We start from the raw sequence: 23,552 nt of genomic DNA, 5'->3' as shown, positions 1-23,552 counted from the left end.
TTCTCTTTACTATTAACCGGCTCTTGGCTATCAAACTCCTCAATATTTTGAGACTCAACATCACTTGCTGCAAACGTGCCTACTCTAGTCGATAATGCTTTTATTATTCCTCTTCTCACTATTTCATATACTAGCCTCTTGTTCTGAAACCTTACCTCTGATTTATTTGGATGCACATTTACATCTACTTGATCGTATGGTATCTCTAAGTGCAGCACTGCAAAAGGATACCTACCACTTGGAATAAAGTCCTGATACGCATATCTAATTGCACCAATAAGTAGATTGTCTTTTATTGGCCTTCCATTAACAAACGTATAGATCTGAGTTGAATTACCACGACTAATAGTTGGTTTACAGATGTGTCCCGTAAGTTTGATGCCGTCTTCTTCCTCTTTAACTTCCAGCGAATTGCTCTGAAATTCTTCTTCTGTTTCACATAATCTGTTAAATAATGAAGTTTGCTTAACATATTTTAAGAGCTTTTTATTACCGGAAGTGAGAGTAAACCCAATACTATAGTTAATCATTGCTAAGTTATTTACAATGTCAACAATGCTTTGTGTTTCTGCCCTCTCGGTTTTTAGAAATTTTAATCTATTTGGTGTGGCAAAAAATAAGTCACGAATTTCAATATATGTACCTTGCAACAAAGAACAAGGGGTAATCTCTCTTATTTTTTCTCCTCCCTCATATCTTATAACGCGAATTCTGGATTAAAGGAGAATAGAAAAGGCAAGAAAACAGGGTAAACTCAGCAGTTATAAAAAAACAGATGAGGTTAACCATGGAAGATATAACAAACTGTTTTGTTTGGTCGATGATTTTTGCAGAGATATAGAGAAAAATTTTGCAGGTAAACTACTGCCAAATGGTAAAAAACCCACAAGAACAACGGAAATTGAGCACTCCGAAATCATGACAATAATCCTGCTATATCAACAATCTCCGTGTAAAAATTTCAAAACTTTCTATCTACATTACCTAACGTTGCTCTACAAATCAGAGTTTCCAAAGTTGCCTTCATATACCAGGTTTGTTGCTCTAAAGCCTAGGGTTTTGTGGCATTTAGCAATGTTGTTGCATTGGCTTTGTGGACAGTCAGAAAACACTGGAATTTCATATATAGACACAACTCCCATTGCAGTTTGTCATGCAAAAAGAATATCCAAAACAAAGTTTTTGCTGGAATTGCAAAATTAAGCAAGAGTACTTACGGCTGGTTTTTTGGTTTCAAATTACATATGGTAATCAATGAAAATGGTGAAATTCATTCACTTACGCTAACAAAAGGCAATGTTGATGATAGGATACCTGTGCCAAATCTGACGGAAAAATTAACCGGCCTTTTGTTTGGTGACAAAGGTTATATTGCAAAAGAGCTTTTTCAGAAGCTGTTTGACCGAGGTTTGAAACTTGTTACCAAGGTGAAAAAAGGTATGAAAAATGCATTGATTTCGCTAAATGAGAAGATTTTACTGAGAAAAAGGTCTATCATTGAGACTGTTTTTGGTTACCTAAAAAATAGACTAGAAATTGAACACACTCGCCATAGATCCCCTGTTAATTTTTTGGTTCATATCTTTTCTACTCTCATTTCCTATTCCATCAAATCCAAAAAGCCTTCTATTTCCTATACTTTCTTCCTTCCTTAATCCAGAATTCGCGTTGTAAATGCTGATACTTGTGCTATCTATGATAATTTCAATATTTTCCATGTTGCTTTTATCAACCCTGCAATCATTTATCTTAATATTAAGTTTTTTAAACCTTCTTGATGCTTGTGAATAGCTGATAACTGCCAAATTTTTTCCTATTTGTTGCAGATATCCTTTTATAAACCCCACCGTTTGTCTTAAACCAATTCTAAAAAGATTGACAATTATATGCACCAAAATTACGACTTTATCACTGTAAATATAGTTGCCGCCCTGCATTTTTGGACTATTTTCATACCAATTTTCGATAGCTTCATCGATGTAACGAAAAATATTTCCCCTTTTTTCAAGGAATTTGTTATATTCGTTTTGGTTACTGACTTTCATTTTCTGTGGCATATTTTTTCTTCAACAGTTAAATGGTTATTTATAATGAATTTTGTCAGTAGCCACCAGATTTTTTCGGTTGCTATGCAACAAAGCCATTCCAGACTGGAATGACAGCAGTCCTATGTCATACCGCCACGGTATCTCAGCCGCTAACAAGAGATCCCGCTAACAAGCAGCGGGATGACGATTGTCGTTTAGCTATAAATATTAAGAAATTTACCAAATAGAAAAAAAGGCAAAAGAAGCCCTGGGGTTATTATCCGCTTTAAAATATTGGCGTTTTTTATGTTTTAAACGCTTGACAAGCGAGATTCAGCCGCTTTTAATTGCAACTAACCTACGCTGCAAATGTTTAAGAAATTTACTAAGCAGAAAAAAAAGACAAAGAATCCCCGAGTTAGCTAGTCCTTTACTATCCCTGTCGAGTATTGGCATTTTTTGATGTCTTGTAACGCTTTATAAGCGCGTTCAGCTTATTTAGATAAAAATCTAGATGTAGATGAAGTTTTGTAAAGACATACAGTATCTATATACTGCAAAAAATTGAACATAAGACGCCGATACATTAAGTAATCCTTACCTTTTAATCTGCAGATTAGCGAAAGCAAATACAATAGCTTCATTACCATGATAAGGGGGCTGACGGAGTTTGCCAAGGAGGTTTTTTCGTTTCTATTGTAATGACAGTTATGGCCTGTGCAAGAAATCTATTGATTTACAGCAGGTTCTTTGTTACAGTTCATAGTTATGCAAAGAAACTTAAAGCCTTATGAGTTTATTTACAGCCAGTGATTTACATAATTTGGAACTGTATAGCTGAGTATTGTACATGATAATATTGATAACAAACGATGATGGCTTTGGAAGTGAAGGAATAAAATTACTCAAAGAGATTGCACGGAATTTTGCATCAGAAATATGGATAGTGGCACCAGATACTGATAGAAGCGGGGCTGCAAGATCTCTTGATTATCCAGTGAAACAATCTATTGGAATAAAACAACATAGTGAAAGGGAATTTAGTGTGTCTGGTACTCCTGCAGATTGTGTCATTATTGCGCTAAATAAAGTTATGAATAAAAAACCAGACTTAATATTGTCCGGAGCAAATATTGGATCAAATGTCGGGGACGATATTTGTTATTCAGGAACAATTGGTGCTGTAATGGAAGGTGCTGCAAGGTCTATACCTTCTATTGCGCTGAGCCAAGTTTATCATGATAAAATAGACTGGCACAATACAAAGGTTTTTGCACCAAAGGTTATTGCCAAGCTAGTTAAGGTTGGTTGGCCTAAAAACATAGTGATGAGTGTAAATTTTCCTGCTACGGAAAAAGTAAAAGGAGTAGAATTTGCTGAACAAGGTGAATATAACATTGATGGGGATTTAACTTTTACTGAAAATTCGAATGGCTCTTTTAGCTTAAATTGGTCTCGAGAGCACTCAGGCAGTGGTAGTGTAAATAAAATAAAAGAAGGATTTATTACTATCACACCAGTAAAATTAGATTTTACAGATTATGATACATTGAATGCTATGAAAAATTCTTGTGCAGACGAATTTTCTTCTATAGCTGACTGAGAAAAACATTTGCATTGCTCCTAATTAGATGTTTTCTATTGTGTTATCGCGAGCAATTATTTTTTCTTCACCTGTATCCATGTTTTTAATCTTTAAAGTTTTACTACTCAATTCTTCATCACCAAAAATTAAGGCAGCTTTAGCATTTGCTTGATTTGCTTTTTTCATTCGGGTTTTAAGCGCTCCGCTATATTCATAGATTACATATAAACCATTTCTGCGCAATTCATTTGCAAGTGTTAGAGCATGTTCATCAGCCTCTCTGCCGATCGGAATTAGGTAAATAGGTCGCTCTTCTTTCGGAGAATAATTGATTAACTCCATTATGCGTTCAATACCTCCTGCAAATCCTATTGCTGGAGTGTGTTTTCCACCTACTGAAGATACTAGATTATCGTATCTTCCACCGGCAAAAACTGCCCCTTGTGCACCTAAATCTTCTGTGACAAACTCAAACACTGTGTGGCAATAATAATCCAAACCTCGAACTAGTTTATTGTTTACGGTATAAGGTATATCAAGAATTGTTAATCCATTTAGTATTTGTTCAAAGAAATCTGAGGACTCTTTCGTATAATAATTGCTGATTTTAGGTGCACCAGAGATTATTAATCTATCTTTCTCATCCTTAGAATCTAGTATTCTGAGTGGATTTTTGATCAACCTATTTTTGCTATCTTCTGATAGATCATTTTGGTACTTTGTAAAGTATAAGATCAAAGCTTCTCTATATTTAGTTATTGTTTCACCATCACCTAAAGAGTTGATTTCCAGCTTTACATTTTTATTGATGCCAAATTTAGTTAGTAAGTGCTGAGCGAGTGATATCAATTCAATATCAGCTTTTGGATCTTCTATGCCAAAAATCTCAAAATTTATCTGATGAAATTGCCTTTGTCTTCCCTTTTGCGGTCTTTCATAGCGAAATGCAGGTCCTGTTGAGAATAATTTTATCGGTGTTTGCAGTTTTTTTTCAATGAGTAGCCTGACAATCGCTGCAGTGAACTCAGGACGTAAAGTTATGCTCTTTCCTCCTTTATCATTAAAGGTGTACATCTCTTTATTGATGATGTCTGAGCTATCACCTAAAGTCTTTGTGAAAACTTCTGTATATTCAAATATCGGAGTTTGAGCAGGCAAAAAGCCATATAGACTTGAGATTCTGCTTGCTATTTGCTCTATGTGTTTAAACTTGTACCATTCATCAAACAGGAGATCTTTTGTTCCTCTAACCGTTTGATTAGTCATAGTGTGGTCTCTATACCTGCAACCTCTGGTATGTGGTAGCTCAGCATATTCTGCACTCCTTGCTTGAGGGTAATTGCAGCACTTGGGCATCCAGAGCAAGCTCCTTGTAACTCAACATAAACTATTCCATCTTTATAGCCACGAAATTTGATATCGCCACCATCTTGAGCAACTGCAGGTTTGATGTAACTTTCCATCAATTCTTTTATTCTATTTACAATTTCTATATCACTTTCATCAAAAAATTCCTCATCTGGTATGTTATTATCATTCACTCCTTCTTTATCTAGTGCTTTTCCACCTGAAGTAAAGTGATCCATAATTGTAGTTAAAATTTCCACTTTTAATATATCCCAATTAATTCCACCAGATTTTGTCACTGAAATAAAATCATGGCCAAAAAACACTCTTACCACATGTTCTATTTGAAAAAGATTTGCTGCTAATTTGGAGTTTTTTATTTCATCTGCATTTGAAAAATCAGCCGTTTCTCCTTCGTTTAGAATTGCAAATCCAGGAAGAAATTTCAGTGTGTTTGGATTAGGTGTTTCTTCAATCTGAATGAACATGTTATTTACCATGACGATTATAATCGTTACTATTTAATCATAAAATGATAAAAAAATATACATGTCATTCATCTTTTTCCTTTTTCTGATATTCATAGTGATTACATTTATTCTGCCTAGTGTTTTTGTATTTTTTCTCTTCCTGACAAAAAAAAATAACGTAAGTTTCATGATGAACTCTATATTGAGTAAGTTTTTGAACGAATTTGATAGCAGTAGAAGTTATACTGAAAATTACACTGGTGATAACATGTCCAAAGATGAAGCATTAAAGATACTGGGGCTGAATCCTGAGGCCAGTCAAAATGAAATCAATAAAGCATATCAAAATTTAATGAAGTTAGTTCATCCAGATAAAGGAGGCTCGGAATATTTTGCACAAAAATTAAACGCAGCACGTGATAGGTTGCTAAAGAAGTAGTAATTAGTATTACTTTAAACTTTTTATTGTGCGTAGAGGATAAGCTGCTACAATAAAATGAGTTAAAGATAGCAATATTCAAAAAACTTTAAGTTATGCAGGAAGATAACAAAAAAGAAACAATAAAAGAAGAAAAAGGCATATTAGGGTGGATAGAATATAGACTGCCTATATTTTCTTTTCTAAGACACACTGCTTCTTACCAAGTGCCAAAAAACTTAAATTATGCTTGGAATTTTGGCTCTTTGGCTGGTATAGCGCTAATTTTACAAATAATAACAGGTATATTTCTTGCTATGCACTACACTCCGCATGTTGATTATGCGTTTAATAGCGTGGAGCGTATAATGCGTGACGTGAACTATGGATGGCTGATACGCTACACTCATGCTGTCGGGGCATCGCTCTTCTTTATGGTAGTCTATGTTCATATAATGCGTGGGTTATATTACGGATCTTACAAGAAGCCACGGGAGATGGTGTGGTTTGTTGGTATATTTATATTTTTTGCAATGATGGCAACTGCCTTTATGGGATATGTATTGCCTTGGGGGCAAATGAGTTTCTGGGGTGCAACAGTTATAACCAACTTATTTTCTGCTATACCTTTAATTGGCAATAAAATAGTTATATGGTTATGGGGTGGTTTTTCAGTGGATAACCCAACACTTAACCGTTTTTTCGCTCTGCATTATCTTCTGCCTTTTGTTATTATTGCTTTAGCTATGCTTCATGTGATAGCTCTGCATAGGTTTGGCTCTGGTAACCCAAGTGGAGTGGAGGTAAAATCAGATAAGGATACCATTCCTCTCTATCCTTATTATATAGTCAAGGATTGCATAACTTTTGGTCTGTTTTTTGTAGCTTTGTTTGCATTTGTTTTTTATGCTCCCAATTATCTTGGGCATCCAGACAATTATATAGAAGCTGACTCTATGGTAACTCCGGTACATATAGTGCCAGAGTGGTATTTTTTACCTTTTTATGCAATGCTACGTTCAATTCCAGATAAACTTACTGGTGTGCTTACTATGTTTGCATCTATTTTAGTTTGGTTTCTGTTACCTTGGCTTGATAGATCAAAAGTTAAAAGTGGTGCTTACCGCCCGGTATTCAAGAAATTTTTTTGGGTTTTTGCAATAAATTTTGCACTTCTTGCCTGGCTTGGAGGACAAGAGGTGAAAGAGCCTTACATCACTATGAGTAGGCTATCCACTCTTTATTATTTTGCATACTTTGTAATAATTTTACCACTGCTTAGTAAATATGAAAAGCCGGAAGAACCACCAAAAACCTTAAGTGATTCTGTGCCGGAGATGAAATAATGCTGGTTAAAAATATATTGGCTGTGTTTTGTGCATTATTCCTTACTAATTTTGTGTATGCAGAAGATTTTAAACCATCACCAAATAAAAAAATGGACTGGAAATGTGATGGAATTACTGGGTCTTTCGATAGAGAATCAATTCAACGTGGCTACAAGGTATATAAGGAAGTCTGTGCTGCTTGTCATTCAATGAATAGAGTAGCATTTCGTAATTTGCAAGACATCGGTTTTTCTGAAGAAGATGTAAAACAGATTGCGGCTTCTTACCAAGTTAAAGATGGCCCAAATGATATGGGTAAAATGTTTGACAGACCTGGAGTACCTTCAGACTATTTTATTGCGCCTTTTGATTCAAAAGAAGCAGCTGCAGCAAGCAATAATGGTGCTGTTCCACCAGACTTATCGTTAATTATTAAAGCAAGGCATGATGGTGCAAATTATGTCTATTCACTGTTAACAGGCTATCAAAACGGCGAACACGATGAAAATGATTTATATTTTAATTCGTATTTTCCAACAGGCAGATTAGCTATGGCGCCACCACTTTCTGAAGGAATGGTGGAATATGATGGTGCAAGACAAGCCACAGTTGAAAATATGGCATATGACGTGGTAAATTTTTTACAATGGGCAGGAGAGCCAGAATTAGAGCGCAGGCATAAACTTGGATTAAAAGTAATGGCGTATTTTATAATTTTAACAGTGTTTTTTGTATTAACTAACAATAAAGTTTGGAGCAAACTTTATAAAAGGAAAAAATAGAATTTCTTACATCTATTTACATTCACTTTCATACCTTATTTACACTAGCAAGTGTATTATACAATAATAAACACATTATGAAAACATAGTAGGTAGAACTCATGGAATTTCAAATCACTACACATTTTCAACCAGATGGAGATCAACCACAAGCAATCGATGGCTTAATTGCAGGGCTAAATAGCAATAAAAGAGATCAGGTTTTGCTTGGAGTTACTGGTTCTGGGAAAACTTTTACTATGGCAAATGTTATTGCAAGAACAAATAGGCCTGCATTAATTATGGCACACAATAAAACTTTAGCAGCACAGCTTTATGAGGAAATGAAAGGATTGTTTCCCAATAATGCTGTTGGATACTTCATTTCTTATTATGATTACTACCAGCCCGAAGCCTATTTGCCACAAACTGATACTTATATCGAAAAAGACTCCGCAATCAACGAAAGAATTGACATGCTGCGTTATTCTGCCGTTTGCTCCCTTTTGGAGCGCAGGGATACGATCGTAGTTGCCAGTGTTTCCTGTATATACGGTCTTGGCTCGCCTGAAAGCTACCTCAGCATGACCATAACGCTTAGTGTTGGAAATGAAATTCGTATTAATGATTTCCTGAGCAACTTAACTGATCTCCAATACAAGCGCTCTGATGCCAGGTTTGAGAGAGGATATTTTAGAGTGCGCGGCGATATTGTTGATATATTTCCTTCCCATTATGAAAGTAAAGCTTGGCGTTTATCGTTATTTGGCGATGAAGTAGAAGAAATTTTTGAAATTGATGCTATGACCGGCAATGTTATCAAACGCATAGATAAAATCACCATTTTTCCAAATAGCTATCACATTACATCACGTGAGACCTTGTTGCAGGCAGCTCAGCTAATCAAAAAAGAGCTGCATGAACGCTTGGATTATTACTACTCGCAAAACAAGATTATTGAAGCAAAGCGCCTCGAGCAACGCACTGATTTTGATATCGAAATGATGAGAACAACAGGAATATGTAAAGGTATTGAAAATTATTCGCGTTATCTCTATGGAATGGAAGCTGGGGATCCACCGCCTACTTTGTTTGAATATTTACCCAAAGACGTAATTTTATTTGTTGATGAGAGTCATGTCACCGTTCCTCAGGTTGGTGCGATGTACAGTGGTAATGAGGCGCGTAAAAAGAAATTGATTGACTATGGCTTCAGGCTCCCTTCCGCTTTTGATAATCGTCCATTAAAATTTGAAGAGTGGGAGGAAGTTAGGCCGCAGACTATTTACATTTCAGCCACTCCCGGAAAGTATGAGTTAGCAAAGACCAATAATGTATTTATAGAGCAAGTTATCCGTCCAACAGGGCTTACAGACCCAATCTGCATTGTGAAACCAATAGAGAGTCAAATTGATGATGTAATTCATGAGGCACAAGTGACAATAGGGAAGGGATTTTGTGTTTTAATCACTACATTGACGAAAAAAATGGCTGAAAATTTAGCTGAATATATGAGTGAATTGAATATGAGAGTGAGTTATTTGCATTCGGATATTGGTGCGCTGGAGAGAATAGAAATTATATGTAAATTAAGATCTAAAGAAATTGACGTTTTAGTAGGTGTTAACTTGCTTAGGGAAGGTCTTGATATTCCAGAGTGTGGGTTAGTTGCAATTTTGGATGCTGATAAAGAAGGATTTTTGCGATCGGCAACTTCATTAATTCAAACGATCGGTCGTGCTGCACGTAATGCTGAAGGTAGAGTAATTTTATATGCAGATAAAATCACTGGTTCTTTAGATCGTGCATTAAGAGAGACCGAAAGAAGAAGAAAAAAACAAGAAGAACATAATATATTGCACAATATTGTCCCAAAGACTATAATAAAACCTATATCAAACACCTTACAGGAGAGGGCAATAGCAGAACCAAAAGTAAATACTAGTAAGGATGACTTGAGAAAGCAAATGATAGAGCATGCTGAAAATTTAGAGTTTGAAGAAGCAGCAAGAATAAAAAAATTATTGCAAGGTTAAGTAATATATGATGTTATGGGCATAGCATGAAAGTGTAAATAACTAAACTTCCACTATTCTTCTTTTTATTTTAACTCATCTTTTTACGCGAATTCTGGATTAATAGATGAGGTTAACCATGGAAGATATAACAAACTGTTTTGTTTGGTCGATGATTTTTGCAGAGATATAGAGAAAAATTTTGCAGGTAAACTACTGCCAAATGGTAAAAAACCCACAAGAACAACGGAAATTGAGCACTCCGAAATCATGACAATAATCCTGCTATATCAACAATCTCCGTGTAAAAATTTCAAAACTTTCTATCTACATTACCTAACGTTGCTCTACAAATCAGAGTTTCCAAAGTTGCCTTCATATACCAGGTTTGTTGCTCTAAAGCCTAGGGTTTTGTGGCATTTAGCAATGTTGTTGCATTGGCTTTGTGGACAGTCAGAAAACACTGGAATTTCATATATAGACACAACTCCCATTGCAGTTTGTCATGCAAAAAGAATATCCAAAACAAAGTTTTTGCTGGAATTGCAAAATTAAGCAAGAGTACTTACGGCTGGTTTTTTGGTTTCAAATTACATATGGTAATCAATGAAAATGGTGAAATTCATTCACTTACGCTAACAAAAGGCAATGTTGATGATAGGATACCTGTGCCAAATCTGACGGAAAAATTAACCGGCCTTTTGTTTGGTGACAAAGGTTATATTGCAAAAGAGCTTTTTCAGAAGCTGTTTGACCGAGGTTTGAAACTTGTTACCAAGGTGAAAAAAGGTATGAAAAATGCATTGATTTCGCTAAATGAGAAGATTTTACTGAGAAAAAGGTCTATCATTGAGACTGTTTTTGGTTACCTAAAAAATAGACTAGAAATTGAACACACTCGCCATAGATCCCCTGTTAATTTTTTGGTTCATATCTTTTCTACTCTCATTTCCTATTCCATCAAATCCAAAAAGCCTTCTATTTCCTATACTTTCTTCCTTCCTTAATCCAGAATTCGCGTTTAAGGTGCTATGCAACAAAGCCATCCCAGTGTCAAGCACTGGGATGACAAGAAAGGGAGCACTGGAATTTTTGCTTCAATATTTGCACATTAGCCACTTCCCTGAACAGATACATTCGTCATCCCGCTACGTGTTAGCGGCTAAGAGATACCGCGGCGGTATGACGGTTCGTGGCGGTATGACTTGCATTAGCTATAAAATAGTGGTTTATATAAATCCCATAGCATGCCGAATGAAGCTTTTTTTGAGAAAATTTGAATTTTCAACTGCAATCAAGCCAAGATTTCTTAGTGCTTTAGCGCAGAATATTCTGTTGGAGAACATCCTATTTAATCCATCAGTTGCAAGTGCCATTGTAAAATTATCAAAGCATCTGTTACGTGAAATTTTCTTTAATAAATAACTACTGCCAACATCAATACCAGATGCTTTTGCGGCAACTACGTGCTTTATAATACTTCCTACATCTCTAATTCCAAGATTAAGCCCTTGACCTGCAACTGGATGAATTGAATGTGCTGCATCGCCGATAAGCAAAACTCTACCCTTATATAACTTTTTTGCGAAAGCAAAACTCAAAGGATAAAGTTTTCTTTCATCCTCTAATTTTATCTCTCCTAAATAAGAACCAAATCTTTTTTTAAGCTCTATAATAAATTCTTCTTCAGACAGATCCATTAGCATTTTTGAAATTTCAGATTTTTCTGTCCAGACTATTGAAGAAGTATAGCCACCCTTCATCGGTAGAATTGCAAATGGGCCACCAGGGAAAAAACGCTCCACAGCTAAGTTTTGGTGATGCAGTTCATGCTTTACATTAAATACTATGCTACTTTGTTTATAGTCAAATTTTATCATCGGTATAGAGAATAACTCTGGTAATTTAGAGTTCTTGCCTTCAGCGCAGATAAGTAGCGATGATATTAATTCCTGGTTATTATCAAGAATAACTTCCACATATCCTGAATCACAAGCAATTGTTTTATAGGAATGTGGAGAGTATATATTTAGTTTATTCAAAAAATTATTGTTGATTGCATTCCATATAGTGGCATTGTTAATAACATAACCCATTGGTTCTTCACCAACCATTTTATGATTGTAATGCACAGTAATTGGGCTATCTCCATCTAATATGCATATATCAAGTATTGGCTCAGCTTCACTCTCCACAAACTGCCAAATCCCTAACTTTTCCAATATTTTTTTCGAACCTTGAGAAATAGCAAATGCTCGGTTGTCATCTACTACACGTGGTAGACTATTTTTTTCAATTACAGCTACAGACACAGAGTCACAACTAAGGCCAATGGCAGTAATAAGACCAAGTAACCCACCACCTGAAATGATTACATCGTAATTCATTTTATTTATCTAAAATTATATTCTATCTATTTTAAAAATAGTTTAAACAAACTTTATATATAAATTAAATTTTTTAGATCCCAGTGGGCTTTGTTGCATAGCACCTTAAGCAGTGATGGTTTACGACAAATTTATGTAATGATTTCAAATTTAGCCATACCAATATCAGTGAATTTGTTGAGCAAATAGCACTTAATTAGTAATTCTTTTTCACGATTTACTTCAGATTTATTCCTAAAGCTAAATCCAAATACTTGCTTCAACCTTGAGAAAAATCCTTCTATGTAAGATCTCTTTCCATAAATTGCTTTCTTTTTCCACTCTTTTACACCATCTTGTCCATATAATTTTATTAACCTAATAGCAGCATTTCTGTCAGACATATAATCTATTTTTGAATGTTCTGCTGCATCCTTTTTTGGTAGAACTTTTGTCTTTATATCGTATTTCTTACACAATTTATAAAGTTTGTGCCTATCGTATGCCCTATCTGCATATAATGCTTTTATTTTGTGCTGAAAATTAACTTCTTCAAGCAAATCGCAAGCTCCATAGTGGTCAGAGTAGAAGCCATTACTGTATCTTGCAGCTATAGCTTTTTTACTATTTACACTTAACATAACATGTAACTTTCTTAACGCGAATTCTGGATTAAGGAAGGAAGAAAGTATAGGAAATAGAAGGCTTTTTGGATTTGATGGAATAGGAAATGAGAGTAGAAAAGATATGAACCAAAAAATTAACAGGGGATCTATGGCGAGTGTGTTCAATTTCTAGTCTATTTTTTAGGTAACCAAAAACAGTCTCAATGATAGACCTTTTTCTCAGTAAAATCTTCTCATTTAGCGAAATCAATGCATTTTTCATACCTTTTTTCACCTTGGTAACAAGTTTCAAACCTCGGTCAAACAGCTTCTGAAAAAGCTCTTTTGCAATATAACCTTTGTCACCAAACAAAAGGCCGGTTAATTTTTCCGTCAGATTTGGCACAGGTATCCTATCATCAACATTGCCTTTTGTTAGCGTAAGTGAATGAATTTCACCATTTTCATTGATTACCATATGTAATTTGAAACCAAAAAACCAGCCGTAAGTACTCTTGCTTAATTTTGCAATTCCAGCAAAAACTTTGTTTTTGGATATTCTTTTTGCATGACAAACTGCAATGGGAGTTGTGTCTATATATGAAATTCCAGTGTTTTCTGACTGTCCACAAAGCCAATGCAACAACATTGCTAAATGCCACAAAACCCTAGGCTTTAGAGCAACAAACCTGGTATATGAAGGCAACTTTGGAAACTCTGATTTGTAGAGCAACGTTAGGTAATGTAGATAGAAAGTTTTGAAATTTTTACACGGAGATTGTTGATATAGCAGGATTATTGTCATGATTTCGGAGTGCTCAATTTCCGTTGTTCTTGTGGGTTTTTTACCATTTGGCAGTAGTTTACCTGCAAAATTTTTCTCTATATCTCTGCAAAAATCATCGACCAAACAAAACAGTTTGTTATATCTTCCATGGTTAACCTCATCTGTTTTTTTATAACTGCTGAGTTTACCCTGTTTTCTTGCCTTTTCTATTCTCCTTTAATCCAGAATTCGCGTTCTTACTTGCTCGTAGCTTCGGTACTTTCTATCTGCACTGTTTTCCTTACTGTGGCCAGGAGTGTTACTGTAAATGCTGATACTTGTGCTATCTATGATAATTTCAATATTTTCCATGTTGCTTTTATCAACCCTGCAATCATTTATCTTAATATTAAGTTTTTTAAACCTTCTTGATGCTTGTGAATAGCTGATAACTGCCAAATTTTTTCCTATTTGTTGCAGATATCCTTTTATAAACCCCACCGTTTGTCTTAAACCAATTCTAAAAAGATTGACAATTATATGCACCAAAATTACGACTTTATCACTGTAAATATAGTTGCCGCCCTGCATTTTTGGACTATTTTCATACCAATTTTCGATAGCTTCATCGATGTAACGAAAAATATTTCCCCTTTTTTCAAGGAATTTGTTATATTCGTTTTGGTTACTGACTTTCATTTTCTGTGGCATATTTTTTCTTCAACAGTTAAATGGTTATTTATAATGAATTTTGTCAGTAGCCACCAGATTTTTTCGGTTGCTATGCAACAAAGCCATCCCAGTGTCACGCACTGGGATGACACCATTTGTTGTGTTTAACAAAGTTCGTACTTAGCTTCATGTTAGCTACAAACGTTAAGAAATTTACCAAATAAAAAAAAAGGCAAAAGAAGCCCCGTGGTTATTATCCGATTTAAAATATTGGCGTTTTTTATGTTTTAAACGCTTGACAAGCGAAATTCAGCTGCTTTTAATTGTAACTAACTTACGCTGCAAATGTTTAAGAAATTTACCAAGCAGAAAAAAAGACAAAGAATCCCCGAGTTAGCTAGTCTTTTACTATCTCTGTCGAGTATTGGCATTTTTTGATGTCTTGTAACGCTTTATAAACGCGAATTCTGGATTAATAGATGAGGTTAACCATGGAAGATATAACAAACTGTTTTGTTTGGTCGATGATTTTTGCAGAGATATAGAGAAAATTTTGCAGGTAAACTACTGCCAAATGGTAAAAAACCCACAAGAACAACGGAAATTGAGCACTCCGAAATCATGACAATAATCCTGCTATATCAACAATCTCCGTGTAAAAATTTCAAAACTTTCTATCTACATTACCTAACGTTGCTCTACAAATCAGAGTTTCCAAAGTTGCCTTCATATACCAGGTTTGTTGCTCTAAAGCCTAGGGTTTTGTGGCATTTAGCAATGTTGTTGCATTGGCTTTGTGGACAGTCAGAAAACACTGGAATTTCATATATAGACACAACTCCCATTGCAGTTTGTCATGCAAAAAGAATATCCAAAAACAAAGTTTTTGCTGGAATTGCAAAATTAAGCAAGAGTACTTACGGCTGGTTTTTTGGTTTCAAATTACATATGGTAATCAATGAAAATGGTGAAATTCATTCACTTACGCTAACAAAAGGCAATGTTGATGATAGGATACCTGTGCCAAATCTGACGGAAAAATTAACCGGCCTTTTGTTTGGTGACAAAGGTTATATTGCAAAAGAGCTTTTTCAGAAGCTGTTTGACCGAGGTTTGAAACTTGTTACCAAGGTGAAAAAAGGTATGAAAAATGCATTGATTTCGCTAAATGAGAAGATTTTACTGAGAAAAAGGTCTATCATTGAGACTGTTTTTGGTTACCTAAAAAATAGACTAGAAATTGAACACACTCGCCATAGATCCCCTGTTAATTTTTTGGTTCATATCTTTTCTACTCTCATTTCCTATTCCATCAAATCCAAAAAGCCTTCTATTTCCTATACTTTCTTCCTTCCTTAATCCAGAATTCGCGTTATAAGAGCCAAATTTTTGGGACAATTTTAACTCAAGACAGCTCTCGCAACTTTAGTCTGTGTTCTAATTTGGTTGTGTTTTATTAAAAAAACTTTAGATTTATTGCATAATCAATACTCAAATATAATGACACAGACTTGGAATTTGTTACAAACAGGGCAAAAGGAAGGCTATAAAATTGCGTATACTAATGCTCGTATTATCGATCCGGAAACTAAACTTGATATAAAAGGTTCATTATTGACTGAAGGAGATAAAATTGTCGACTTTGGTGAATCATTATTTTCAACAAGTGGGGTCGACGAAACAATAGACTGTAAAGGGCTTGTTCTAATGCCAGGCCTTATTGACATTCACGTACATTTTCGTGAACCAGGCCAAGAACATAAAGAAACTATATATACAGGCAGCAAATCTGCAGCTGCGGGAGGCGTTACAACTGTAGTTTGTCAGCCAAACACTGTTCCAGAAATTGATAGCGTTGTTTTGGCTAAATATTTGAAATATAGAGCACTTGAAACTTCACATGTAAACGTTGAATTTTACGCTAAAATCACCACTTCGGAAGAAAAGTTGACTGAAATGGCACTTTTAAAGGAAGCAGGTGCGGTTGGGTTCACTGATGATGGCATGCCAGTTATGAACCCAATGATTATGAGACAGGCGCTGCTTTATTCAAGTATGCTGGGTGTTCCTATTGCTCAACATGCAGAAGATTTAAATTTATCAGCAGGTGGTGCAATCAACGAAGGTAAAATTTCTGAAGAATTGGGAGTAAAGGGAATCTTGAGTGCATCAGAATCGGTTATGGTAAGTCGCGATATACTGCTCATGAAAGATATGGAGAATGTGCACTACCATATTCTACATGTCTCTTCAAAAGATTCACTTGATGCTATTGAACGTGCAAAAGACTTGGGATTAAATGTTACGTGCGAAGTAACCCCTCATCACTTCACTTTGACTGAAGATATAGTAAAACAACATGGAGCAATTGCAAAAATGAACCCGCCACTTCGCACTGAAGAAGATCGTTTAGCTATGATTGAAGGTTTAAAGACAGGTGTGATTGATTGCATTGCAACCGACCACGCTCCGCATGATCGTAATTCTAAAGATCTGCCACTTGAAAATGCTGCATTTGGTATTGTTGGTCTTGAGACAATGCTGCCCCTTTCACTTGAACTCTATCACAGTGGGCAAATGGGTCTACTTGATGTGCTTGCAAAATTGACATATAAGCCTGCAGACATAATACACGTACCACGTGGTCGTATACAGAAAAACCTTGCCGCGGACTTAATTTTAGTTGACCTCAATCATGAATGGGAAATTAAAATTGACAACTTTGCTAGTAAATCAAAGAATTCCCCTTTCGATGGGCGCAAAGTAAAAGGACACGTAGTACGCACTGTTGTGTCTGGCAAAACTATATACTCACAGAAAAGTTAGTTATCATATCTTATCCATCCCAATTTGTTATCACCAGAATGGGCTAAGTGCACCTAAATTTAAATTAAGAAATCTCAGTCAATTCCACTGTCTTCGAATAAATGCATCCTCTTACTTTTTCAACTATCGACGCGAATTCTGGATTAATAGATGAGGTTAACCATGGAAGATATAACAAACTGTTTTGTTTGGTCGATGATTTTTGCAGAGATATAGAGAAAAATTTTGCAGGTAAACTACTGCCAAATGGTAAAAAACCCACAAGAACAACGGAAATTGAGCACTCCGAAATCATGACAATAATCCTGCTATATCAACAATCTCCGTGTAAAAATTTCAAAACTTTCTATCTACATTACCTAACGTTGCTCTACAAATCAGAGTTTCCAAAGTTGCCTTCATATACCAGGTTTGTTGCTCTAAAGCCTAGGGTTTTGTGGCATTTAGCAATGTTGTTGCATTGGCTTTGTGGACAGTCAGAAAACACTGGAATTTCATATATAGACACAACTCCCATTGCAGTTTGTCATGCAAAAAGAATATCCAAAACAAAGTTTTTGCTGGAATTGCAAAATTAAGCAAGAGTACTTACGGCTGGTTTTTTGGTTTCAAATTACATATGGTAATCAATGAAAATGGTGAAATTCATGCACTTACGCTAACAAAAGGCAATGTTGATGATAGGATACCTGTGCCAAATCTGACGGAAAAATTAACCGGCCTTTTGTTTGGTGACAAAGGTTATATTGCAAAAGAGCTTTTTCAGAAGCTGTTTGACCGAGGTTTGAAACTTGTTACCAAGGTGAAAAAAGGTATGAAAAATGCATTGATTTCGCTAAATGAGAAGATTTTACTGAGAAAAAGGTCTATCATTGAGACTGTTTTTGGTTACCTAAAAAATAGACTAGAAATTGAACACACTCGCCATAGATCCCCTGTTAATTTTTTGGTTCATATCTTTTCTACTCTCATTTCCTATTCCATCAAATCCAAAAAGCCTTCTATTTCCTATACTTTCTTCCTTCCTTAATCCAGAATTCGCGTTATCGGTTCTATGATGCAGTGATTTACTTTTGCAGCTATAGGCATTATTACATAATTCGTTGTAGAGAAGCTTATAACTGGTACTATACCCCCCTAGCATTAAAGCTCCTGACACCATTGCATCAGGCGAAATAGCATTTATAGATGCACTAAGACCAACTCTGATTCCAGCGCTAGCAGCCAAGAAGCTCAAAAAAAACAAAATTGCTCCACAGTAGCCATCACCAAATTTAGATAACATTTCTTCGTGCACTTTTTTTGGTCTACCGGCAAGTACAAGATTACCCGCAACAAACACTATTGGCCCTACTAAAGACCCACAGAAAAGAGCTTCTACTACTCGAAGTGATAAAGTTACAGAACCTAATCTAGAACCTACAGAAGCCCCCGATGTACTACCTACTATTGCTAAGAGCACATAAAACAATATAAGTTCTTTATTTTTTTTTACGCATATTACCCCCATATTCAGTTACAAGTTAAGTATTAACATTTTGCCTAAATTGCAAGATTTTTTATATCAACCTGATTCCAAAACAGCAAAATTGTTGTATAATGTTACTTTGAAGTTTTATTTTCAATGCACAAGTTTGCAATACTCTTTTCTATACTGCTTGCAATAGTTGCTTACTATTTAAACAGTGAGATTATATTTGAAATAGCAAAGCTGTTTAGTGACATATTTGTTAGTTTGTTGAAATTAATAAGTTTACCTTTAGTTTTTCTATCAATAGTTTCCACAATTTCAGGACTCAAAGACTCAATTGAAATTAAAACCTTAGTTAAGAAAACACTATTTTATACGCTGCTTACAACTATTATAGCTGCGTTTGTTGCATTATCGTTTTACCTGCTAATAGATCCAGCAAGAAAAAATTTCATAAGTAATACGATAGGGAGTATTAACAGCAATAACCACAGTTATTTTTCATATTTAAAATCACTCATTCCTTCGAATTTTGTGCAAGTTTTTCTTGAAAATAATATGATTGGTAGCATATTAATCGCTTTTTTGATGGGTGGAGCTATTGTTTCACTTTCAAAAGAAAAGCAGGACATATTACATCAAATATTCTCTGCACTTTTCGATACGTTACTTAAAATTGCTCAAGGGTTATTGAGATTTATTCCGCTTGCTGTGTGGTCTTTTATTACATGTTTTTTGCACGAATTAAAAGGTGGTAGCGAGTTCTACAGTCTTTTATGGTATTTTGTTTGCATAATGTCTGCAAATTTTGTGCAGGCATTTCTGATTTTACCGCTACTTATGTGGTATAAAGGCATATCACCAATTCAAACGCTAAGGGGGGTTATGCCAGCGTTGACGCTCGCATTTTTCTCTAAATCATCCAGTGCAACGCTGCCCACAACCATAGATTGTGTGCAAAATAAGCTAAAGGTGCCAAAGAAATTGTCGTCTTTTATTTTACCAATATGCACAACAATTAATATGAATGCATGTGCTGCATTTATACTAATCACTGTAATGTTTGTTGCAGAAATGAACGGATACGTATTTTCCTTGAGCGAAATGTTTATATGGATTTTTTTAGCAACTAGTGCAGCAATTGGTAACGCTGGAGTACCTATGGGGTGCTATTTTATGGCAACCAGTTATCTCATATCGATGAATGTTCCTCTGCATATTATGGGACTGATTTTGCCTATTTATACAATCATCGATATGTTTGAAACTGCAATAAACGTGTGGTCTGATATTTGTATCACTCAGATAATTAATAAAGAATGTAATAGTGAAACTTAAAAAATGATATTAGACGAAAATAATCTAATAATAAAAGAATTTAAAGAAGCAGAAGCAATTTTGCATGGGCATTTTGTTTTATCATCCAGACTGCATAGTGACACATACATACAGTGTGCGAAGATTTTTGAAAATCCAAGCAGAGCCATGAAAGTTTGCGCATTATTAGCAGATAAAATAAAAAAAGAATTAAATAGCTCCATAGATTTAATATTATCTCCTGCAATTGGTGGAATAATTGTGGGTTATGAGATTGGCAGGCAGCTTGGAATAAAGACAATGTTTTGCGAGCGCGTTAACGGCAAGTTTGAATTACGCCGTGGATTTAAGATCAAAAAGGGTGAGAAAATATTACTTATCGAGGATGTAATAACCACAGGCAAATCTTCACTTGAAGCAGTGGAATGTGCAGAAGGGAAAGGAGGTAAAGTTGTTGCTGAAGCTTCTTTGATAAAGAGAAATAGTGAAACGAAACTGCCTTTTCCTGTCATATCTTTGATTGAACTGAACATCAAAAACTACAGCGAGGAAGAACTTCCAAGTGAATTAAAACAACTACCCATAACAAAACCTGGGAGTAGAGAATATTTAACAAAGTAATCCTATAATATCTTGAAAACACAGCATTTATACACAGCTTTAGTTATTTACTCTAAGTGTATTTTATGTATACTTATTACTAAATTAATTTTGAAATGATAGAAAATGAACGAATTTAAATCGATCCGAAATATAGCAATAATCGCACACGTTGACCACGGTAAAACTACTTTACTTGATAACATGTTAAAACAAAGTGGCACGTTCCGCGAGAATCAAGAAGTTCAAGAACGAGTGATGGATAGTGGTGACCAAGAGCGTGAACGCGGAATTACAATACTTGCAAAATGTACATCAATAATGTGGGGCGATGAAAAGATCAATATTATTGATACGCCAGGGCACGCGGACTTTGGTGGAGAAGTAGAAAGGGTATTGTGCATGGCAGATGGTGTGTTGCTGCTGGTTGATGCTGCAGAAGGTCCCATGCCACAAACTAAGTTTGTGTTGTCAAAAGCACTAAAAGCAAATTTGAAGCCAATTGTGATAATCAATAAGGTCGACCGACCAGACAGCAGAATTGACGAAGTATTAAATGAAATATATGAGTTATTTTTTAACCTTGATGCAACCAACGAGCAGCTAGATTTTCCAGTGTTGTATGCTTCAGGTAGAAATGGCTGGTGTGCTAAGGAGCTTTCTGATGAAAGAAAAGATTTAAGCCCATTATTTTCAACGGTTATAGATTATATAAAACCTTCTGTTTATGATCAAAATGCACCTTTTGCTATGTTGGTCACTCTACTTGAGTCTGATAAGTTTCTTGGCAGAATATTGACAGGAAAGGTTTATCAGGGTGTTGCAAAAGTCAATTCAGATCTTAAGGTGCTTGACCTCGATGGCAAAGTAATTGAACGAGGAAGATTAACTAAATTGCTCTCATTTTCTGGCTTGAAACGCATTCCAGTAGAGCAGGCTGTAGCGGGAGACATAATTGCAATTGCAGGGCTTGAAAAAGCTTCGGTTTCAGATACCATTTCTGTGCCAGAAATGACAACTGCAGTAAGCTCAACTCCAGTTGATCCGCCAACAATGGCGATTACTCTGAGCGTTAATGATTCGCCTTTTGCTGGACAAGAAGGTACAAAGCTTACTTCAACTGCTATAAAGGATCGCTTATATGCGGAGGAAGAAACAAATGTTGCAATTACTGTGACTTTGGCACCAAGCGGTGAAGCGTTTGAAGTAGGTGGACGCGGTGAGTTGCAGCTTGGAGTGTTAATTGAAAATATGAGAAGGGAGGGTTTTGAGCTTTCGGTATCACGCCCTCGCGTGTTATTTAAAGAAGAAGGCGGTAAAAAACTTGAACCTATAGAGGAAGTAGTAATTGATGTAGATGGTGAATATAGTGGAATCATCATGGAAAAACTCAGCTTCCGAAAAGGTGAAGTGACTGACATGAGACCTTCTGGTAATGGCAGGACAAGATTAACGTTTTTAGTGCCATCAAGAGGATTAATTGGTTATCAAGGAGAGTTTTTAACTGATTCTCGGGGCACAGGCATAATTAACCGTTTATTTCACAGTTATGCTCCACATAAAGGTCCAATTTCTGGAAGGCGCAATGGAGTTTTAATTTCTACAGATAAGGGTGAGGCTGTGGCGTATGCAATTTTCAATTTGCAAGACAGGGGAATTATGTTTATTAAGCCACAGGATAAGGTATATTGTGGCATGATTGTCGGCCAGCATAGCCGTGACAATGATTTGGAGATAAATGTGCTAAAAGGTAAGCAATTAACAAACGTAAGAGCTTCAGGTAGTGATGAAGCCATAAAACTCACTCCTCCAAAGATGATGACACTGGAGGATATGATAGCGTATATAGACGATGATGAATTGGTGGAAGTAACTCCAAAATCTATACGTTTACGCAAGAAATTCCTTGATCCAAATGAACGTAAGCGCGCAGGAAGGGCAAAGAATAAGGAGTAGAGATTTCTTTTTGCAGGGTAACAGATTCCAGTGCGTACTGTACGAACATTTGCTTTTGTTAAGCACAACAAATGGGTCAGCGCATGACGCACAATTGTACAAACATTGTAGCCAAGTAGCCCGCAGAAACAAAAAACTTGCTTGACACATTTTGCCAGCCCTCTTATCATGAAACTGAAGCTATTGTATTTGCTTTCGCCAATCTGCAGATTAAAAGGTAAGGATTACTTAATGTATCGGCGTCTTATGTTCAATTTTTTGCAGTATATAGATACTGTATGTCTTTACAAAACTTCATCTACATCTAGATTTTTATCTAAATAAGCTGAACGCGCTTAAGACGCGAATTCTGGATTAAGGAAGGAAGAAAGTATAGGAAATAGAAGGCTTTTTGGATTTGATGGAATAGGAAATGAGAGTAGAAAAGATATGAACCAAAAAATTAACAGGGGATCTATGGCGAGTGTGTTCAATTTCTAGTCTATTTTTTAGGTAACCAAAAACAGTCTCAATGATAGACCTTTTTCTCAGTAAAATCTTCTCATTTAGCGAAATCAATGCATTTTTCATACCTTTTTTCACCTTGGTAACAAGTTTCAAACCTCGGTCAAACAGCTTCTGAAAAAGCTCTTTTGCAATATAACCTTTGTCACCAAACAAAAGGCCGGTTAATTTTTCCGTCAGATTTGGCACAGGTATCCTATCATCAACATTGCCTTTTGTTAGCGTAAGTGAATGAATTTCACCATTTTCATTGATTACCATATGTAATTTGAAACCAAAAAACCAGCCGTAAGTACTCTTGCTTAATTTTGCAATTCCAGCAAAAACTTTGTTTTGGATATTCTTTTTGCATGACAAACTGCAATGGGAGTTGTGTCTATATATGAAATTCCAGTGTTTTCTGACTGTCCACAAAGCCAATGCAACAACATTGCTAAATGCCACAAAACCCTAGGCTTTAGAGCAACAAACCTGGTATATGAAGGCAACTTTGGAAACTCTGATTTGTAACGCGAATT

Annotated in this window: 16 protein-coding genes and 6 pseudogenes; 13 read left to right on the top strand and 9 right to left on the bottom strand. The window is 35.6% G+C overall.

The genetic code is table 11. The features are described 5' to 3' along the window. Window positions 1-59 precede the first annotated feature (59 nt). A pseudogene (mutL, locus tag AAGD95_RS00780) lies at window positions 60-701 on the bottom strand (DNA mismatch repair endonuclease MutL); the annotation flags it as partial. 103 nt (window positions 702-804) lie between these two features. Here mutL and AAGD95_RS00775 point away from each other — a divergent pair. Then, a pseudogene (locus AAGD95_RS00775) lies at window positions 805-1,649 on the top strand (IS982 family transposase); the annotation flags it as partial. Here the strand turns inward: AAGD95_RS00775 and AAGD95_RS00770 are convergent. Next, the gene (locus AAGD95_RS00770) at window positions 1,530-2,057 is read right to left on the bottom strand and encodes a transposase (protein ID WP_341818583.1); all 528 of its coding nucleotides are present in this window, start codon (window positions 2,055-2,057) and stop codon (window positions 1,530-1,532) included. The pseudogene AAGD95_RS00775 and the gene AAGD95_RS00770 sit on opposite strands and share 120 nt — an antisense overlap. A gap of 820 nt (window positions 2,058-2,877) precedes the next feature. Between AAGD95_RS00770 and surE the strand changes: the two genes are divergently transcribed. Beyond that, window positions 2,878-3,630 carry a 5'/3'-nucleotidase SurE gene (gene surE / locus AAGD95_RS00765; protein ID WP_341818582.1) on the top strand — a complete coding sequence of 251 codons (753 nt, stop codon included), beginning with the start codon at window positions 2,878-2,880 and terminating at the stop codon, window positions 3,628-3,630. A 24-nt stretch (window positions 3,631-3,654) separates the two neighbouring features. Here surE and hisS read toward each other — a convergent pair whose 3' ends face one another. Together hisS and AAGD95_RS00755 are read right to left on the bottom strand one after the other, a co-directional pair. Beyond that, window positions 3,655-4,878 carry a histidine--tRNA ligase gene (hisS, locus tag AAGD95_RS00760; RefSeq protein WP_341818581.1) on the bottom strand — a complete coding sequence of 408 codons (1,224 nt, stop codon included), beginning with the start codon at window positions 4,876-4,878 and terminating at the stop codon, window positions 3,655-3,657. Further along, entirely contained in the window at window positions 4,875-5,447 is a 573-nt protein-coding gene (locus tag AAGD95_RS00755; RefSeq protein ID WP_341818865.1) for a NifU family protein, read from the bottom strand. Before AAGD95_RS00755 ends, hisS begins: the two co-directional genes overlap by 4 nt. 196 nt (window positions 5,448-5,643) lie before the next feature. Here AAGD95_RS00755 and AAGD95_RS00750 point away from each other — a divergent pair, with 196 nt between their 5' ends. The 5 genes and pseudogenes from AAGD95_RS00750 (at window position 5,644) to AAGD95_RS00730 (ending at window position 10,958) form a co-directional block, all read left to right on the top strand. Further along, window positions 5,644-5,868 carry a DnaJ domain-containing protein gene (locus AAGD95_RS00750; RefSeq protein WP_341818580.1) on the top strand — a complete coding sequence of 75 codons (225 nt, stop codon included), beginning with the start codon at window positions 5,644-5,646 and terminating at the stop codon, window positions 5,866-5,868. 95 nt (window positions 5,869-5,963) lie between these two features. After that, window positions 5,964-7,193, top strand: a complete 1,230-nt coding sequence (locus AAGD95_RS00745) for a cytochrome b (RefSeq protein WP_265035119.1) — start codon at window positions 5,964-5,966, stop codon at window positions 7,191-7,193. After that, window positions 7,193-7,957 (top strand): cytochrome c1, encoded by a 765-nt coding sequence (locus tag AAGD95_RS00740; RefSeq protein WP_341818579.1) that lies wholly within the window; start codon window positions 7,193-7,195, stop codon window positions 7,955-7,957. The genes AAGD95_RS00745 and AAGD95_RS00740 overlap by 1 nt, the downstream gene beginning before the upstream one ends. A gap of 101 nt (window positions 7,958-8,058) precedes the next feature. Beyond that, window positions 8,059-9,972 (top strand): excinuclease ABC subunit UvrB, encoded by a 1,914-nt coding sequence (gene uvrB / locus AAGD95_RS00735; protein WP_341818578.1) that lies wholly within the window; start codon window positions 8,059-8,061, stop codon window positions 9,970-9,972. Window positions 9,973-10,074: 102 nt separating this feature from the next. Beyond that, a pseudogene (locus AAGD95_RS00730) lies at window positions 10,075-10,958 on the top strand (IS982 family transposase). 222 nt (window positions 10,959-11,180) lie between these two features. Here AAGD95_RS00730 and ubiH read toward each other — a convergent pair. The 4 genes from ubiH to AAGD95_RS00710 form a co-directional block, all read right to left on the bottom strand. Further along, window positions 11,181-12,338 carry a 2-octaprenyl-6-methoxyphenyl hydroxylase gene (gene ubiH / locus AAGD95_RS00725; RefSeq protein WP_341818577.1) on the bottom strand — a complete coding sequence of 386 codons (1,158 nt, stop codon included), beginning with the start codon at window positions 12,336-12,338 and terminating at the stop codon, window positions 11,181-11,183. A 131-nt stretch (window positions 12,339-12,469) separates the two neighbouring features. Next, window positions 12,470-13,108, bottom strand: a complete 639-nt coding sequence (locus AAGD95_RS00720; RefSeq protein WP_341818576.1) for a transposase — start codon at window positions 13,106-13,108, stop codon at window positions 12,470-12,472. Next, the gene (locus AAGD95_RS00715) at window positions 12,990-13,841 is read right to left on the bottom strand and encodes an IS982 family transposase (protein WP_410542088.1); all 852 of its coding nucleotides are present in this window, start codon (window positions 13,839-13,841) and stop codon (window positions 12,990-12,992) included. Before AAGD95_RS00715 ends, AAGD95_RS00720 begins: the two co-directional genes overlap by 119 nt. 84 nt (window positions 13,842-13,925) lie before the next feature. Continuing rightward, entirely contained in the window at window positions 13,926-14,399 is a 474-nt protein-coding gene (locus AAGD95_RS00710) for a transposase (protein ID WP_341818575.1), read from the bottom strand. Window positions 14,400-14,835: 436 nt separating this feature from the next. On the opposite strand from AAGD95_RS00710, the pseudogene AAGD95_RS00705 reads away from it, so the two are divergent. The 6 genes and pseudogenes from AAGD95_RS00705 to typA all read left to right on the top strand — a co-directional run bounded on the left by AAGD95_RS00705 (window position 14,836) and on the right by typA (window position 22,530). Further along, window positions 14,836-15,719 (top strand): annotated as a pseudogene (locus AAGD95_RS00705) (IS982 family transposase). Between the two features lie 141 nt (window positions 15,720-15,860). After that, complete coding sequence (locus AAGD95_RS00700) at window positions 15,861-17,186, top strand: dihydroorotase (protein WP_341818864.1); 1,326 nt, start codon at window positions 15,861-15,863, stop codon at window positions 17,184-17,186. Window positions 17,187-17,332: 146 nt separating this feature from the next. Continuing rightward, window positions 17,333-18,216: pseudogene (locus tag AAGD95_RS00695) on the top strand (IS982 family transposase). 594 nt (window positions 18,217-18,810) lie between these two features. Then, a complete protein-coding gene (locus tag AAGD95_RS00690; RefSeq protein WP_341818574.1) occupies window positions 18,811-19,995 on the top strand; it encodes a dicarboxylate/amino acid:cation symporter in 1,185 nt (394 codons plus the stop codon). Window positions 19,996-19,998: 3 nt separating this feature from the next. Beyond that, entirely contained in the window at window positions 19,999-20,595 is a 597-nt protein-coding gene (gene pyrE, locus AAGD95_RS00685) for an orotate phosphoribosyltransferase (RefSeq protein ID WP_341818573.1), read from the top strand. A 105-nt stretch (window positions 20,596-20,700) separates the two neighbouring features. Continuing rightward, window positions 20,701-22,530 (top strand): translational GTPase TypA, encoded by a 1,830-nt coding sequence (gene typA / locus AAGD95_RS00680; RefSeq protein ID WP_341818572.1) that lies wholly within the window; start codon window positions 20,701-20,703, stop codon window positions 22,528-22,530. 354 nt (window positions 22,531-22,884) lie between these two features. Here the strand turns inward: typA and AAGD95_RS00675 are convergent. After that, window positions 22,885-23,543: pseudogene (locus tag AAGD95_RS00675) on the bottom strand (IS982 family transposase); the annotation flags it as partial. Between the last annotated feature and the right edge of the window lie 9 nt (window positions 23,544-23,552).

Source organism: Wolbachia endosymbiont (group B) of Ennomos erosarius (assembly GCF_964026905.1).
Lineage (GTDB): Bacteria > Pseudomonadota > Alphaproteobacteria > Rickettsiales > Anaplasmataceae > Wolbachia.
This window is presented reverse-complemented; position numbering and strand designations above follow the sequence as displayed.

Excerpts from the sequence above, each read along its gene's own strand:
- AAGD95_RS00770 (WP_341818583.1), bottom strand. The coding sequence starts at position 2,057 with ATGCCACAGAAAATGAAAGTCAGTAACCAAAACGAATATAACAAATTC.
- surE (WP_341818582.1), top strand. The coding sequence starts at position 2,878 with ATGATAATATTGATAACAAACGATGATGGCTTTGGAAGTGAAGGAATA.
- hisS (WP_341818581.1), bottom strand. The coding sequence starts at position 4,878 with ATGACTAATCAAACGGTTAGAGGAACAAAAGATCTCCTGTTTGATGAA.
- AAGD95_RS00755 (WP_341818865.1), bottom strand. The coding sequence starts at position 5,447 with ATGTTCATTCAGATTGAAGAAACACCTAATCCAAACACACTGAAATTT.
- AAGD95_RS00745 (WP_265035119.1), top strand. The coding sequence starts at position 5,964 with ATGCAGGAAGATAACAAAAAAGAAACAATAAAAGAAGAAAAAGGCATA.
- AAGD95_RS00740 (WP_341818579.1), top strand. The coding sequence starts at position 7,193 with ATGCTGGTTAAAAATATATTGGCTGTGTTTTGTGCATTATTCCTTACT.
- uvrB (WP_341818578.1), top strand. The coding sequence starts at position 8,059 with ATGGAATTTCAAATCACTACACATTTTCAACCAGATGGAGATCAACCA.
- ubiH (WP_341818577.1), bottom strand. The coding sequence starts at position 12,338 with ATGAATTACGATGTAATCATTTCAGGTGGTGGGTTACTTGGTCTTATT.
- AAGD95_RS00710 (WP_341818575.1), bottom strand. The coding sequence starts at position 14,399 with ATGCCACAGAAAATGAAAGTCAGTAACCAAAACGAATATAACAAATTC.
- AAGD95_RS00700 (WP_341818864.1), top strand. The coding sequence starts at position 15,861 with ATGACACAGACTTGGAATTTGTTACAAACAGGGCAAAAGGAAGGCTAT.
- AAGD95_RS00690 (WP_341818574.1), top strand. The coding sequence starts at position 18,811 with ATGCACAAGTTTGCAATACTCTTTTCTATACTGCTTGCAATAGTTGCT.
- pyrE (WP_341818573.1), top strand. The coding sequence starts at position 19,999 with ATGATATTAGACGAAAATAATCTAATAATAAAAGAATTTAAAGAAGCA.
- typA (WP_341818572.1), top strand. The coding sequence starts at position 20,701 with ATGAACGAATTTAAATCGATCCGAAATATAGCAATAATCGCACACGTT.